At 73.0% G+C, this 14,577-nt stretch carries 12 protein-coding genes; 6 read left to right on the forward strand and 6 right to left on the reverse strand.

All coding sequences use genetic code 11. From position 1 onward, the window contains the following. The first annotated feature begins 25 nt into the window (after positions 1-25). Positions 26-1,138 (forward strand): lytic polysaccharide monooxygenase, encoded by a 1,113-nt coding sequence (locus ABZ780_RS10305; RefSeq protein WP_357485582.1) that lies wholly within the window; start codon positions 26-28, stop codon positions 1,136-1,138. A gap of 58 nt (positions 1,139-1,196) precedes the next feature. Here ABZ780_RS10305 and hemQ read toward each other — a convergent pair whose 3' ends face one another. Genes hemQ through hemE form a run of 3 tightly spaced genes read right to left on the reverse strand, consistent with a single transcriptional unit; the run spans position 1,197 to position 4,408 of the window. After that, positions 1,197-1,898, reverse strand: a complete 702-nt coding sequence (hemQ, locus tag ABZ780_RS10310) for a hydrogen peroxide-dependent heme synthase (protein WP_357012412.1) — start codon at positions 1,896-1,898, stop codon at positions 1,197-1,199. Further along, positions 1,895-3,304: a protoporphyrinogen oxidase gene (gene hemG, locus ABZ780_RS10315; protein WP_357012409.1), complete on the reverse strand. Its 1,410-nt coding sequence runs from the start codon at positions 3,302-3,304 to the stop codon at positions 1,895-1,897. Before hemG ends, hemQ begins: the two co-directional genes overlap by 4 nt. Positions 3,305-3,310: 6 nt before the next feature. Beyond that, positions 3,311-4,408 carry a uroporphyrinogen decarboxylase gene (gene hemE / locus ABZ780_RS10320; protein WP_357012407.1) on the reverse strand — a complete coding sequence of 366 codons (1,098 nt, stop codon included), beginning with the start codon at positions 4,406-4,408 and terminating at the stop codon, positions 3,311-3,313. 161 nt (positions 4,409-4,569) lie between these two features. Here hemE and ABZ780_RS10325 point away from each other — a divergent pair, with 161 nt between their 5' ends. Beyond that, on the forward strand, positions 4,570-5,142 hold the full coding sequence (locus ABZ780_RS10325; RefSeq protein WP_357012405.1) for a DUF3000 domain-containing protein: 573 nt from the start codon (positions 4,570-4,572) through the stop codon (positions 5,140-5,142). Positions 5,143-5,187: 45 nt separating this feature from the next. Here the strand turns inward: ABZ780_RS10325 and ABZ780_RS10330 are convergent, their stop codons facing one another. Both ABZ780_RS10330 and ABZ780_RS10335 read right to left on the reverse strand, forming a co-directional pair. Next, positions 5,188-6,207 carry a hypothetical protein gene (locus ABZ780_RS10330; RefSeq protein WP_357485583.1) on the reverse strand — a complete coding sequence of 340 codons (1,020 nt, stop codon included), beginning with the start codon at positions 6,205-6,207 and terminating at the stop codon, positions 5,188-5,190. Between the two features lie 142 nt (positions 6,208-6,349). Further along, complete coding sequence (locus ABZ780_RS10335; RefSeq protein WP_357012401.1) at positions 6,350-7,624, reverse strand: trypsin-like peptidase domain-containing protein; 1,275 nt, start codon at positions 7,622-7,624, stop codon at positions 6,350-6,352. Positions 7,625-7,890: 266 nt separating this feature from the next. On the opposite strand from ABZ780_RS10335, the gene ABZ780_RS10340 reads away from it, so the two are divergent. The 4 genes from ABZ780_RS10340 to ABZ780_RS10355 all read left to right on the forward strand — a co-directional run bounded on the left by ABZ780_RS10340 (position 7,891) and on the right by ABZ780_RS10355 (position 13,886). Further along, the gene (locus ABZ780_RS10340) at positions 7,891-9,210 is read left to right on the forward strand and encodes a ribonuclease D (protein WP_357012399.1); all 1,320 of its coding nucleotides are present in this window, start codon (positions 7,891-7,893) and stop codon (positions 9,208-9,210) included. A gap of 177 nt (positions 9,211-9,387) precedes the next feature. Beyond that, the gene (locus ABZ780_RS10345) at positions 9,388-10,584 is read left to right on the forward strand and encodes a thiolase family protein (protein ID WP_357012397.1); all 1,197 of its coding nucleotides are present in this window, start codon (positions 9,388-9,390) and stop codon (positions 10,582-10,584) included. Beyond that, a complete protein-coding gene (locus tag ABZ780_RS10350; protein ID WP_357012395.1) occupies positions 10,581-12,641 on the forward strand; it encodes a 3-hydroxyacyl-CoA dehydrogenase NAD-binding domain-containing protein in 2,061 nt (686 codons plus the stop codon). Before ABZ780_RS10345 ends, ABZ780_RS10350 begins: the two co-directional genes overlap by 4 nt. A 162-nt stretch (positions 12,642-12,803) precedes the next feature. Further along, a complete protein-coding gene (locus ABZ780_RS10355) occupies positions 12,804-13,886 on the forward strand; it encodes a hypothetical protein (RefSeq protein ID WP_357012392.1) in 1,083 nt (360 codons plus the stop codon). A 58-nt stretch (positions 13,887-13,944) separates the two neighbouring features. Here ABZ780_RS10355 and ABZ780_RS10360 read toward each other — a convergent pair whose 3' ends face one another. Further along, a complete protein-coding gene (locus ABZ780_RS10360; protein WP_357012390.1) occupies positions 13,945-14,448 on the reverse strand; it encodes a levansucrase in 504 nt (167 codons plus the stop codon). Positions 14,449-14,577 lie beyond the last annotated feature (129 nt).

Consider the following 14,577-nt stretch of genomic DNA (forward strand, 5'->3'; position numbering starts at 1 on the left):
CCGACCTCATCCCCCCGGGGGCTCCATGTCCACTCTCATCCGATCACGACGCGTGCTCTGGTTGTTCGCCATCGCGGCAGCCATCACGCTCCTGCTGACGACCGCACTGAGCACCATGCTGGTCCGGCCCGCCGCCGCGCACGGCTCGGTCGTCGACCCGCCCTCGCGCAGCTACAGCTGCTGGCAACGCTGGGGCGGCGACTTCCAGAACCCGCGGATGGCCACCGAGGACCCGATGTGCTGGCAGGCCTGGCAGGCCGACCCGAACGCCATGTGGAACTGGAACGGCCTGTTCCGCGAGGGCGTGGCCGGCAACCACCAGGGCGCCATCCCCAACGGTCAGCTGTGCAGCGGCGGGCGCACCCAGAGCGGTCGCTACAACGCCATGGACACCGTCGGCGCCTGGAAGACCACCTCGGTGTCGAACAACTTCCGGCTCCGCTTCTTCGACCAGGCCAGCCACGGCGCCGACTACATCCGGGTGTACGTGACCAAGCAGGGCTTCAACGCGGCCACCCAGCCGCTCGGCTGGAGTGACCTGGAGTTGGCCGGTCAGATCGGCAACACCCCGGCGTCGCAGTGGAACCCGGACACCGGTGGCGTCTCCATCCAGATCCCGGTCAGCGCACCGGGACGCAGCGGCCGACACATCGTCTACACGATCTGGCAGGCCAGTCACCTGGACCAGTCGTACTACCTGTGCAGCGACGTCGACTTCGGCGGGTCGTCGACCCCGCCGCCGACGACCCCGCCGCCCACCACGCCGCCGCCGACCACTCCTCCGCCCACGACTCCGCCGCCGACCACTCCCCCGCCCACCACGCCCCCGCCGGCCGGAGCCTGCACGGCGTCCTACCAGGTCACCGGCCAGTGGGCCGGCGGCTTCCAGGCTGAGGTGCGGGTGACCGCCGGCAGCTCGCCCGTCCAGGGCTGGTCGGTGAACTGGAACTACGGCAACGGCCAACAGGTCGCGTCGTCGTGGAACGCCACCGTGACCACCAGCGGCACGCAGGTCACCGCGCGCAACGTCAACTACAACGGCGCCCTCGCTGCCGGAGCGAGCACCACCTTCGGGCTGCTCGGCTCCTGGAACGGCAGCAACCCCGCTCCGCTGGTCTCCTGCACAACGACCAGCTGATCCCCGGCCGGCGCCGCACCCGGGCGGGGGTGCGGCGCCGGCCGGCGGGTTGCCCCGATCAGACCAGGCAGTTGACGATCTCCGCCACCGAGCGGCGGCGGCCCGTGTAGAAGGGGACCTCCTCGCGGACGTGCCGGCGGGCGCTGGAGGCCCGCAGGTCACGCATCAGGTCCACGATGCGGTGCAGCTCGTCGGCCTCGAAGGCGAGCATCCACTCGTAGTCGCCCAGCGCGAACGACGCGACCGTGTTGGCCCGGACGTCCGGGTAGCCACGCGCCATCTTCCCGTGCTCGGCAAGCATCTCGCGCCGCTCCGCGTCGGGCAGCAGGTACCACTCGTACGAGCGGATGAACGGGTAGACGCAGATGTAGGGGCGGGCCTCCTCGCCGGCCAGGAACGCCGGGATGTGGCTCTTGTTGAACTCCGCCGGCCGGTGCAGCGCCATCTGCGACCAGACCGGGGTCAGCGCCCGACCCAGCGTGGTGCGGCGGAACCGCAGGTACGCGTCCTGCAACGCGTCGCTGGACGCGGAGTGCCACCAGATCATCACGTCCGCGTCGGCGCGCAGCCCGGAGACGTCGTACACGCCCCGGATCACCACGTCCTTGCCGGCCAGCTCCTCGAAGAGGGCCTCGACCTCACCTGTGACGTTGTCCCGCAGCGACGGCAGCGGGGCGCTGGCCCGGAACACCGACCACATGGTGTAGCGGATGCTGTCGTTGAGCTCCCGCAGGCGGGCCGCGTTGGTCTGCTCGCTCATCTCGCCGATCCTCCCAGTGCTGTGATGATCTCGTCGGCCGCCGTCTCGCCGGAGCGGACGCAGACCGGGATGCCGACGCCGTCGTAGCCAGCGCCGGCGAGGACCAGTGTGGGGTGCGCGGCCCGCAGCGCCGTCCGCGCGGCGGCGACCCGGTCGGCGTGCCCCGGAGCGTACTGGGGCAACGCGCCACCCCACCGCTGCACGTGCCCGTCGACCGGAGCGGGCAGCGGTGCGCCGAGCACCGCCGACAACTCCCGGTGCACGGTGGCCGCCAGGTCCTCGTCGGGGCGTTGGAGGTGCGCCTCCTCGCCGTACCGGCCCACCGAGGCACGTACCAGCGCCAGCCCGGCCGGCCGGCGCAGGTGCCCCCACTTCGTGGTGAAGAACGTGGCCGCCTTGATCAGCAGCCCCTCGGTGCTCGGCACCAGGAAGCCGGACAGCTCGGGCAGGCGCGGCTGCGGCAGCGCCAGGGTGACCAGCGCGACGCTCGCGTAGTCCAGCTCACCGACGGCCGTGGCGGCCGCCGGGGCCGGGACGCTGAGCAGTCGGGCCGCCGGCCGGGCCGGCACCGCCAGCACCACGGCGTCCACGTCGATGTGTTCCGGGTCGCGGGTCGGGCCGACGGTGAGCCGCCAACCCGTGACGGTGGGCGCGACCTCGCGGACCGCGGCGTCGCGGCGGACCGTCGCGCCGCTGGCCGTCACCGCCGCCTCGACCAGGGTGCTCAACCCACCAGCCAGGGTGCCGAAGACCGGGGCGCCGGGAGCGCGCGGCGCGGCGGCCTGCGCCGCGCGGACCGCACCGACCAGCGTGTGTTCGACCCGGGCCGTGCGGGCCAGCGCCGGCATCGTGGTGACCAGGGAGAGGTCGTCGGCGCGGCCGGCGTACACGCCACCCAGCATCGGGTCGACCAGCCGGTCGACCACCTCGTCACCGAAGCGCGACCGGACCAGCGCGCCCACCGAGACGTCCGCGCCGGGCGCGACCAACGGCCGGCCGCCGTCGGTGTCGGCGTCCACCGCCGGGCGGGCGACCGTGGCCACCCGATCCAGATCCCCGGGTACGCCCACCAGCGTGCCGCCCGGGATGGGGCGCAGCCCTCCGTCGACCACCAGCGCCGCCTGCCCGACGGTGGGGTGCACGATCTGCTCGGCCAGCCCGAGCCGGCGGGCCAACGCCACCGCGGCGCTCTCGGCGCCGGTCGGGTCGCGCATCAGGAACGACTCGGCCCCGAACTCCACCGGCTGACCGGCCAGTTCCCCGGTACGCAGCTTGCCGCCCAGCGCGCCGGACTGCTCGTACACGGTGATCTCGGTGCCGGCCGGGGCGCGGTCGCGCAACCGGACCGCGGCGGCCAGGCCGGCGATCCCGCCGCCGACCACCGCCACCCGCCAGGGCTGCCGCATCGCCGGTCAGCCCTGGTCGGCCCGGCGACTGGACAGCTCGTGCACCAGCGCGACCACCCGGGTCAGCACCTCCGGGTCGGTCTCCGGCAGCACGCCGTGACCGAGGTTGAACACGTGACCGGGGGCGGCCCGCCCCTGGGCCAGGATGCGGCGTACCTCGCCCTCCACCACCGGCCACGGTGCGAGCAGCACGGTCGGGTCCAGGTTGCCCTGCACGGCCTTGTCCGGGCCGATCCGGCCGGTGGCCACGTCCAGCGGGGTCCGCCAGTCGACGCCGACCACGTCCGCGCCGGCCTCGCCCATCGCGCCGAGCAGTTCGGCGGTGCCCACCCCGAAGTGGATCCGCGGCACCCCGGCGTCTACCAGCCCGCTCAACACGGCGGTCGAGTGCGGCAGCACGTAGCGGCGGTAGTCGGCCTCGGAGAGGGTGCCCGCCCACGAGTCGAACAGCTGCACGGCGGACACGCCGGCCTCGATCTGGACCCGCAGGAAGGCCAGCGTCATCTCGGCCAGCCGGCCGCAGAGCGCGTGCCACAGCTCCGGATCGCCGTACATCAGCGCCTTGGTCTTCGCGTGGGTCCGCGACGGACCGCCCTCGACCAGGTAGCTGGCCAGGGTGAACGGCGCGCCGGCGAACCCGATCAGCGGGGTGTCACCCAGCTCGACCACCAACTGCCGGACGGCCTCGTCGACGTACGGGACGTCGTCGCGGGTGATCGGGCGAATGCGCTCGACGTCAGCGGCGGTACGGATCGGCTCGGCGACCACCGGGCCGGTGCCCGGCACGATGTCCAGGTCGACCCCGGCCGCGGCGACCGGCACCACGATGTCGCTGAACAGGATGGCCGCGTCGACCCCGTGCCGGCGCACCGGCTGGAGGGTGATCTCGGTTACCAGGTCCGCGCGGCGGCAGGACTCCAGCATCGGCACGCTCGCCCTGATCTCCCGGTACTCGGGAAGCGAGCGGCCAGCCTGGCGCATGAACCAGACCGGGGTGTGCGGGCCGGGGCGACGCCGGCAGGCCCGGATGAAGGGCGAGTCGGCGGGGCCGCCGGGGCGCGGGTCTCCGTCTCGGGCGGCAGTGCCCGTGGTTTCCGTGGTCATCGCCGCAATCGTGCCACGCCACGCACCCCCGACCCTCCTGGGGTGAAAGGAAGAACACCTTCCGGACGCCCACCACGCGGAGCGCCGGCAGCGGGCGGGCTGCGCGGAGGCGTCGGCGCGCCGTCGAAGCGGGTGGGCCGACGGCGGCATAGGCTGCCGGCATGGCCCCCCCGATCGCGCTCCCGGAGACCTTCGTCCGCGCGGTCGCCGGGTTGAGGTCGCCGGCGCCCCGGCCGGAGATCACGCTGGAGGAGGTTGGCGCCCCCCAGCGGCTGGCGCCGTACACGTTCGCGCTCTCCGCGGCGGTGCTGCGCGACGGCGACGAGGTGGCCACTGGCCGGCTGATCCTGCTGCACGACCCGGCCGGGCACGAGGCATGGCAGGGCACCCTGCGGCTGGTCACCTACGTGACCGCCGAACTGGAGGTCGACCTCGCCGCCGACCCGCTGCTGCCCGGGGTCGGCTGGACGTGGCTGACCGACGCCCTGGACACCCAGGAGGCGGCTCACCGGGCGATCGGCGGAACTGTCACCCAGACCATGTCGACCCGGTTCGGTGACCTGGCCGGCCCGCCGACCGTCGGCGACATCGAGATCCGCGCCTCCTGGACGCCGGTCGACGACGACCTCGCCCCCCACCTGCTCGGCTGGTGCGCGCTGCTCGCCTCGACGGCCGGCCTTCCGCCGCCCGGGGTCACCGCGCTCTCCGACCGCCGTCCCGCCGGCACCGCCTGACGCCGCCCCGCCCGGTTTCCGGGTCGGGGCGGACGTCCGTCGGGGTTACAGGTAGTTCTCCGCCTCGTCGCAGACCTTGTCGAGGCCCTTCATCGCCGCGTCGTACGCGCTCCTGTTGCCGGCCGACGCCGCGCCGAGCGCGGTGGTCAGCTTGTCCAGGCAGCTGGCGATGACCTTCTTCTGCCGGGCCTGCTCGTCACGGTCGTTGCGGGTGCCGGTCAGGTCCTGCTGGGTGTTGTCGAGCTTGTCCTGCATGGTCTGCAGGTCGGCCTTGAGCTTCGTGATCTCGGTGGTGTTGGCCGTGATGGTGCCGTCCCGCTCGCTCACCTGGTTGGTGAGGCGCTTCTCGGTCCGGTTCAGCTCGTTGTTCTTCGTCACGAACAACCCGGTCATCACCCCGCTGACGACGAAGAGCAGCGCTGCCACCAGGGCCAGCACCAGCACCGCCCGACCCCGACGGGCCGGCGGCGTGGCGGGCGGCCCGTACGGCGCCACCCCGGGCGGGGCAGACATCGGCTGCCCGTACGCCGGACCGGAGACCGGCGGCGCGGACATCGGCTGCCCGTACGCCGGACCAGAGACCGGCGGCGCGGACATCGGCTGCCCGTACGCCGGACCAGAGACCGGCGGCGCGGAGACCTGACCGCCGTACGGCGGTGCGCTGGCCGGGTAGCCCGGCGACGCCTGCGGGGTGCCGTACTGCGGCGGCACGGGCTGGGCTGCCCCGTACTGCGGAGCGGCCTGACCCGACGCGTACTGCTGCGGCGTGGGCTGCGGCGGCGCGTACTGCTGCGGCGGCGTCGCCTGGGCCGGCGCGTACTGCTGCGGCGTGGGCTGCTGCGGCGCGTACTGCTGCGGCGGGGTGGGCGGTCCGGCCGGGTACTGCACTGTCGCATCGGTGCCGGCCGCGTGTTGCACCGTCGCGTCGGCGTCGGGCGAGCCGGCAGGCGGGCCGGCGGCGTACGAGACGGTCTGGTCGGCGTCGGACGGCGGTTGACCCGCACTGGCGGGCGGCGTCGGGGTGGCCGACGGAACGCCCTCCGGCCCGGTCGGGGGTTGAGACATGATGTTCCTCCAGGTGAGCAGGTCCTCCGCCGGTAGGCGCGACGGACCGGATACGGCGAGGTCGTCCGGGTCCGAGGACCCGGTCGGATTGGGAAGCGGCCGACGATGGCCGGGGATGGCGTGGGCGGCCGAGGCCGCCCACTCAGCAGATCTTGAAACCGTCGCAGGCGACCTTGATCGGTACGGCCAGTCCGATGCCCTCGGCGTCACGAGCCTTGGCGGTGGCGATGCCGACCACCTGCTTGCTGCCGTTGATCACCGGCCCACCGGAGTTGCCGGGGTTGATTGGGGCGTCGAACTGGATGGTCGGCCCGGAGGCCCCCTGGGCGGAGCGCAGCGCGCTCACCACACCGGTGGTCACGCTGTCCTCCAGGCCGAGCGGAGCGCCGACCACGACGATCTGCTGGCCGGATTTCACGGCGCTGGGTGCGGTGACCAGGCCGGTGAACTTGCCGCTGGTACGCAGTTGCGCCACGTCGTTGGTCTTGTCGACCTTGACGATGGTGGCCGGGAAGCGCTGGTCGGTGCGCTCCAGGAAGACCTGGCGTCCGCCGCCCTCCCAGACCGACTCGACCACGTGGAAGTTGGTGAACAGGTTCGTCCCGCCGCCGTCCGCCGGCTTGCCCACCGCGAACGCGCTGCCGGTGAACTGACCGGCCCGGACCCGGAACACGCTGGGCAGCACGGCGCTGGCCACCGCCTCCGGGTTGAACGCCGCGCCGGCCTGCTTCTCCAACGCGTCCGCGCGGGTCTCCAGGCCGTCGAGGCGTGTGCCGTTGCCCTCCTGGGCCTGCGCCAGCCGCCGGTCGGTGTCGGCGAGCCGGTCGCCCAGCCGGTCGAGTTGGAACGCCTGTACGCCGGCCACGGCGGCCAGCACGACGACCAGCACCGTGGCGAGCACGACCGGCCAGCGACGCCGGCCGGGCCGCGCGGGTGGCGGCGGAGCCGGGGTCGGCCAGCCGGGCTGACCGCCGCCGGGCTGGCCACCGGTGAACATCGGTGGCGCGCTGGCCGAGTCACCGGGCGACGGGTAGCCGCTGGCGCCGTACGGCGTGGCGGCGCCCGGACCGTACGGGCCGGCCACCGTCGTTCCATACGGCGTCCGTGCGGCACCCTGCGGCGCCGCCGTGCCGTACGCCGCCGGCGCGGCGCCCTGAGGCGCGGCCGTGCCGTACGTCGCCGGCGCGCTGCCGTGCGGTGCGGTGCTGCCGTGCGGTGCGGCCGGCGCGGTGCCCTGGGGCGCCGCGCCCCACTGGCCGCCGTTGGGCGGGGCCGCCCAGCCGGTGCGGGGTGCCGGAACGCCCTGCGGCTGGTCGGTCCCGCCGGGCGGCGGCCCGGGCCAGGCAGCGCCGGCGGCGGGGTGCGGCTCGATGCGGGGTGGCAGTGGCCCCGGTCGCCCGGATGTGGACCCACTCATGTCGTCAGGCCTGGTGCCCTCCGGTCGTCCGTCCTGCGCGCCGAAGCCAGCCGTCATGATCGCCTTGCCTTCCCATGGTCTTCCTGTGCCGCACATCGACCCGGATGTCACCCTTTCGGGGCTCGCGGCTCGATGGACCGTACCTGCGTGAACGGGCTTTGTCTCCCCCGATGTCCGGCATCCGAAATGACACCTTGTGGACACCGGACCGACACACGCCGGACCGGCTGCACACGCAATATCAGCGCGCGCACTAGGGTTGGCAGGTGACCGACGAACCACCCCTGCGCCGTCGGCCCACCGAAGAACTCCCGGGACACGCACCCCACCACCCGCCGCTGGCTCAGTCGCAGCCGGCAGGCGAGGGGCCCGACCCGACCGACGGTGGGCCCGTTCCGCTGATCGCCCCGCGTGACGGCACCCCGGACCCGGTGGCCGCCCCGGCGGAGCTTGCCGAGGTCGTGGCCCGTTTCGCGGCGGGCACCGGCCCTGTTGCGCTGGACGCCGAGCGCGCCTCCGGATACCGCTACAGCCAGCGCGCCTATCTCGTGCAGCTCCGCCGCGCGGGTGCCGGCACGGCGCTGATCGATCCGCTGCCGCTGCCCGACCTCAGCGCGCTGGACGCGGTGATCGGGGAGGCCGAGTGGGTGTTGCACGCCGCGAGTCAGGATCTGCCCTGTTTGGCCGAGGTTGGGTTGCATCCGCGCCGGCTCTTCGACACAGAACTGGCCGCTCGGCTGGCCGGGTTCGAGCGGGTCGGTCTGGCCGCGCTGACCGAGCAGCTACTCGGGTTCACCCTTGAGAAGCACCACTCGGCGGCCGACTGGTCGAGTCGTCCACTGCCCGAGTCGTGGCTGACCTACGCGGCCCTCGACGTGGAGCTGCTCACCGACCTGCGTGACGCGCTCGACGCCGAACTGGCTCGGCAGGGCAAGTCGGCCTGGGCCGCGGAGGAGTTCGCGGCGCTGGTGCGTACCGGTGCCCGGCCGCCCCGGGTCCGCGCGGAGCCCTGGCGGCGTACGTCCGGCATCCACCGGGTGCGGGGAGCGCGGGCGCAGGCCCGGGTGCGTTCTCTGTGGTACGCCCGGGACCAGATCGCGTCCCGGCGGGACGCCGCGCCCGGGCGGGTGCTGCCCGACTCGGCGATCGTCGCCGCCGCCGAGCTCGACCCGAAGGACGAGAAGACGCTGCTGACGTTGCCGGGCTTCGGTGGCCGCTCGGTCCGCCGGCTGGCCCGCACCTGGCTGGCCGCGCTCGACGACGCCCGCCAACTGCCGGACGACGCGCTTCCGGTCACCCCGGCCGTGGAGGGTCCGCCTCCGCCGCACCGGTGGGCCGAGCGGGATCCGGTGGCGGCGGGTCGGCTGGTCCGCTGCCGGGAGGTGGTGGTCCGCATCGCCGGGGAGCACAACCTGCCTCCCGAGAACCTGATCACCCCGGATTCGGTACGCCGGCTGGCCTGGAGCCCACCGGAGGAGCTCACCGAGGAGGCGGTGGCGGAGACCCTGCGCGGCTTCAACGCCCGCGAGTGGCAGATCGCCCTGCTCACCCCCCATCTGACCCCCGCCCTGTCACCCCCGGCCTGATCCCGCGTGCCGCGTCGGTGCCGGGTGGTGTGGGGTGGGCCACAGCAGGCGGTGCGGACGGGTTGGTTACTGGCGAGTAGCATTCGGGAGAAACGTGCCCGTGTCGGCGACCCTCATTCGGTTCCGAGTGCCGCCTGCCGGCGCGAAGGCCGAATTGTGGTCGAATAGGAGGCTCAAGTGCCCCGTGAAGTTCGAGATGTCGTCTTCGTCGACGGCGTCCGTACCCCGTTCGGCAAGGCGGGTGGCATGTACGCCAACACCCGCGCCGACGACCTGGTGATCCGCTGCATTCGGGAACTGCTGCGCCGCAACCCGCAGCTGCCGCCGGAGCGGGTCGAGGAGGTCGCCATCGCGGCCACCACCCAGATCGGCGACCAGGGCCTCACCATCGGCCGCACCGCCGCGCTGCTGTCCGGCCTGCCCAAGACCGTTCCCGGCTTCGCCATCGACCGGATGTGCGCCGGCGCGATGACCGCGGTGACCACCGTCGCCGGTGGCATCGCCATGGGCGCGTACGACATCGCCATCGCCGGCGGCGTCGAGCACATGGGCCGCCACCCGATGGGTGAGGGCGTCGACCCCAACCCGCGCATCGTCGCGGAGAAGCTGGTCGACCCGTCCGCCCTGGTCATGGGCGCCACCGCGGAGAACCTGCACGACCTGGTCCCGCACATCACCAAGGACCGCACCGACGCGTTCGCGCTCGCCTCCCAGCAGAAGACCGCCAAGGCGTACGCCAACGGCAAGCTCCAGGACGACCTGGTGCCGGTGGCCATCCGCGACGCCGAGGGCGGCTGGGGCCTGGCCGGGGTCGACGAGGCCCCCCGGGACACCTCGCTGGAGAAGCTCGCCACCCTGAAGACCCCGTTCCGCCCGCACGGCAAGGTCACCGCGGGCAACGCGGCCGGCCTGAACGACGGCGCCACCGCGAGCCTGATCGCCGACGAGGCCACCGCCCGTGAGCTGGGCCTGCCGGTCGCCATGCGGCTGGTGTCGTTCGGTTACGTCGGCGTGGAGCCGGAGGTGATGGGCATCGGCCCGATCCCGTCGACGGAGAAGGCGCTGCGCATCGCCGGCCTGACCATCGACGACATCGGCCTGTTCGAGCTGAACGAGGCCTTCGCCGTGCAGGTGCTCGCCTTCCTCGACCACTTCGGCATCGCCGACGACGACCCCCGGGTCAACCCGTGGGGCGGCGCCATCGCCATCGGCCACCCGCTCGCCTCCTCCGGCGTACGGCTGATGACCCAGCTGGCCCGCCAGTTCGCCGAGCATCCCGAGGTCCGCTACGGCGTGACCGCCATGTGCATCGGCATCGGCATGGGCGGCACCGTGATCTGGGAGAACCCGCACTGGACGGAGGGCAACAAGTGAAGGCACCGAACGAGGTCGTCACCAAGGCGCTGCTGCGCCAGGTGAACGTACCGGGGCTGGACCGACCCGCCGCCCTGATCACGCTGGACAACGGCTTCGACCACACCAAGCCGAACACCTTCGGCCCGGGTGGGCTGGCCAGCCTGGACGAGGCGATCACCGCCGCGCTGGCCGCCGACCCTGCGTTCATCGCGGTCACTGGCAAGCCGTACATCTTCTGCGTGGGCGCGGACATCGTCGGGCTGCCGCAGCTCGCCGACCGCGCGCAGGCCCTGGAGATCGGCCGGCTCGGCCACCGGGTCTTCGCCCGGCTCAAGGACAGCACCGTGCCCACCTTCGCGTTCGTCAACGGCGCGGCGATGGGCGGCGGCCTGGAGTTGGCGCTGCACTGCCACTACCGGACGCTCTCCGGCGGCGCGGCGGCTCTCGCCCTGCCCGAGGTCTCCCTCGGTCTGGTGCCCGCCTGGGGCGGCACCCAGCTGCTGCCGAACCTGATCGGCATCCCCGCCGCCACCCAGGTGATCATCCAGAACCCGCTGATGCAGAACAAGATGCTCAAGCCGAAGCAGGCCGCCGAGCTGGGCATCGCGGACGTGCTGCTGGAGCCGGCCGACTTCCTGGAGCGGTCCCTGGAGTGGGCCGCCGGTGTGGTCCGGGGCCAGGTCACCGTGACCCGGCCCGAGGTCGACAAGGACATGTGGGCGGGCGTGCTCTACTTCGCCCGGGAGACGCTGAACCAGCGGCTGCACGGCGCGGTTCCGGCCGCGTACAAGGCCCTCGATCTGTTGGAGACGGCCAAGGACGGCGACTTCGCCGCCGGCACCGCCGCCGAGGACGAGGCCCTCGCGGACCTGGTCTTCTCCGAGGAGCTGCGCAGCGGCCTGTACGCCTTCGACCTGGTGCAGCGGCGGGCCAAGCGGCCGGCCGGCGCACCGGACAAGGGCCTGGCCCGCACGATCACCAAGGTCGGCATCGTCGGCGCCGGCCTGATGGCCAGCCAGCTGGCGCTGCTGTTCGCCCGCCGCCTCCAGGTGCCGGTGGTGATGACCGACCTGGACCAGTCCCGTGTGGACAAGGGCGTCGGCTATGTGCACACCCAGATCGAGAAGGCCGTCACCAAGGGCCGGATGGACAAGGGCACCGCCGCCAAGCTGTACGGCCTGGTCAGCGGCACGGTCGACAAGAGCTCCTTCGCCGACGCCGACTTCGTCATCGAGGCGGTCTTCGAGGACCTGGGCGTCAAGAAGCAGGTCTGGGCCGAGCTGGAGAAGATCGTCTCCCCGGAGGCGGTGCTCGCCACCAACACCAGCTCGCTGTCGATCACCGAGATGGCCGCGGAGCTGGAGCACCCGGAGCGGGTGGTCGGCTTCCACTTCTTCAACCCGGTGGCGGTGCTGCCGCTGCTGGAGATCGTCCGCGGTGAGCGGACCGACGACGCCACCCTGGCGACCGCGTTCGCGGTGAGCAAGCAGCTCAAGAAGTCCTCGGTGCTGGTCAAGGACGCCCCGGCGTTCGTGGTCAACCGGCTGCTCACTCGCTTCCTGGGCACCGTCTTCGCCGCCGTCGACCAGGGCACCCCGCTGGACGTGGCGAACAGCGCGCTCGACCCGCTGGGCCTGCCGATGCGCCCGCTCGCCCTGCTCCAGTTGGTCGGGCCGGCCGTCGCGTACCACGTGGGCGGCACGCTGCACGAGGCGTACCCGGACCGGTTCGGTGTCAGCGAGAACCTCAAGCGGATCGCCGACTCCGGCCAGCCGATCGTGGTCGACGACCAGATCAACGACGAGGTCGCGAAGCTGCTCGTGGTCGGCGACCAGCCGCTCACCGAGGAGCAGGTACGCCAGAACGCGCTCGACGCGCTCGCGCAGGAGATCCGGCTGATGCTGGACGAGGGCGTCGTCGCCGAGGCGCAGGACATCGACCTGTGCATGATCCTCGGGGCCGGCTGGCCGTTCCACCTGGGCGGCGTCACGCCGTACCTGGACCGGACCGGCACCAGCGAGCGGGTCACCGGCAAGCGGTTCCTGCCGCGCGGGGCGGCGAGCCTGCCCGCCTGACCGATCTCAGCACCCTGCATTCGCGGTGGTTGCCCCGTCCAGCTTGGATGGAGGTAGCCACCGCGAATGTCTTTGTGCCCGATTCCCCGTCGGGTCGGGACAGTGGGACCCTCTGGCGGCTGGCTACGGTCACCCGTTCGCACCCTCGCCTGGAGCTGATCAATGTCCCAACCGCCGGTCGATCCTTGGTCCGGGCAGACGGAGCCCGACGCGCGCTACGACTTCCACCGGCCGCACCCGGACAGCTACCCGGAGCCGCCCGCCGAGGGTTGGGTGCCCCAGCCGGGCGGGCAGCCGCCATACGACGGCCAGTGGCACGCCGCGCCGCAGCCCGCTCCCCCACCGGCGGCCCAGCAGCCGTATCCCGCACAGCCTTATCCCACCCCGCCCTATCCCACCCCGCCGCACTCCACCGCGCCGTACTCCGGCCCACCGCACTCCGTCCCGCCGTACTCCGGCCCACCGCACTCCACCCCGCCGTACTCCAGCCCACCACACGGCGGATATCCCGGCGCGCCGCAGGCCGGCTATCCGGCCGGCCAGTACGCCGGCTACCCGCCGCCCCATCCCGCCGGCGGCGGACAGGGGCAGTCACGCCAACTGATCCTGGCGCTGGGCATCGTCGGGCTGCTGGTGCTCTGCCTCGGTGGGGGCGGAGTCGCCTACCTCGCCTACGAGGGCGATCAGAGCACCGACCCAAAACCCACCCCGACCGCTGCCCCCACCACAGCGCCGCCCGCCACCCCCTCCTCGACGGCCACTCCGCCGCAGAGCCCCAGTCCCGCTGCCCAGATCCGGGTCGTCACACCGGAGACCCTCGCGGGGCGTCCGAAGAGCACCGACCCGACGCTGAAGAAGGCGTCGGAGGGGATGGTCGAGGAGCTGAGAAGCTCGATGCGCGTCGAGGCCCCCGTCGCCGGCGCCTTCTACGGCAGCCCCGACGAGCGGAACATGGTCATGGTGATCGCTGCCTCTACGTTCGTGCTCAACCCAGCGAAAGAGCTCGACGACGCGGTGCGGGGGTTGGCCAAGGGCATGGCCGTGACGGGGATGACCACCATCGCCCCAGGCCCACAGGGCGGGGTGGCCAAGTGCGGCGACGGCAAGTCCGCGGATGTGCCGCTGGGTGTCTGCGCGTGGGCCGACCACGGCAGCGTCGGGATCATTGTGATGTTCTTCTCGTCCGCGGCCGCCTCGGCGGCGGAGTTCGTCACCATCCGGGGGGAGATCGAGCAGCAGTCCTGACACCCGGCCACCTCCGGGTGGCCGGGGCCCCGTGCCGTGTGCCACGGACCGCTGAGGGTCAGGCCACCGGGAAGTACGCGTTCAGCTTGCCGCGCAGGTGGGCCGCGTAGATGATGCCGAGCACCGGGTTGCCGCGGTACGCGCTGGCCGTGCCGGTGGTGGCGTCGACGGCCACCGGTCGGGCCACCGCCGCGAACTTCACCTGCTGCCCCTCCTGCGCCCACGCCGAGGCCGCCGGCTCGATCTGGGTGCCGACCAGGGCGGGGAACACCGCCACGCCGTTCTGGAAGCCGCGCAGCTGCCCCTTTCGGGCCAGTACGTAGTCCGTCGCCGTGGCGGTGAACGTCTGCAGGGCGGCGGCGGTGACCAGGGTCGCCGGCGCGGCGATGGTGAACAGGTGCAGCTTGGTCGCCATCCACCGCATCTTGAAGTCGCCCCGGTAGCCGATCAGCACCGGCACGCCGCCCCAGTCTTCGGTTCGCACCTCGCAGCCGTCGGCCCGAAGCCGCTCACCGGCCGCGGTGAGGTACGCCTGCACCGGCTCCGTCGACGTCACGTCCATCTGCCCACACGCCTTTCGCCCGCTGCCCCGGCCGCTCATCTAACACCACCGCGGCCGGCCCCGCCGCCCCTGCCGCCGCCCGCTCGGCTGGGTTGCCGAGTACCCGGAGGACGTCCGAGCCCTCGCCTC

Origin of the sequence: Micromonospora sp. NPDC047467 (assembly GCF_040643095.1) — a bacterium.
Classification (GTDB): Bacteria; Actinomycetota; Actinomycetes; order Mycobacteriales; family Micromonosporaceae; genus Micromonospora.

Excerpts from the sequence above, each read along its gene's own strand:
- ABZ780_RS10305 (WP_357485582.1), top strand. The coding sequence starts at position 26 with ATGTCCACTCTCATCCGATCACGACGCGTGCTCTGGTTGTTCGCCATC.
- hemQ (WP_357012412.1), bottom strand. The coding sequence starts at position 1,898 with ATGAGCGAGCAGACCAACGCGGCCCGCCTGCGGGAGCTCAACGACAGC.
- hemG (WP_357012409.1), bottom strand. The coding sequence starts at position 3,304 with ATGCGGCAGCCCTGGCGGGTGGCGGTGGTCGGCGGCGGGATCGCCGGC.
- hemE (WP_357012407.1), bottom strand. The coding sequence starts at position 4,408 with ATGACCACGGAAACCACGGGCACTGCCGCCCGAGACGGAGACCCGCGC.
- ABZ780_RS10325 (WP_357012405.1), top strand. The coding sequence starts at position 4,570 with ATGGCCCCCCCGATCGCGCTCCCGGAGACCTTCGTCCGCGCGGTCGCC.
- ABZ780_RS10330 (WP_357485583.1), bottom strand. The coding sequence starts at position 6,207 with ATGTCTCAACCCCCGACCGGGCCGGAGGGCGTTCCGTCGGCCACCCCG.
- ABZ780_RS10335 (WP_357012401.1), bottom strand. The coding sequence starts at position 7,624 with ATGAGTGGGTCCACATCCGGGCGACCGGGGCCACTGCCACCCCGCATC.
- ABZ780_RS10355 (WP_357012392.1), top strand. The coding sequence starts at position 12,804 with ATGTCCCAACCGCCGGTCGATCCTTGGTCCGGGCAGACGGAGCCCGAC.
- ABZ780_RS10360 (WP_357012390.1), bottom strand. The coding sequence starts at position 14,448 with ATGGACGTGACGTCGACGGAGCCGGTGCAGGCGTACCTCACCGCGGCC.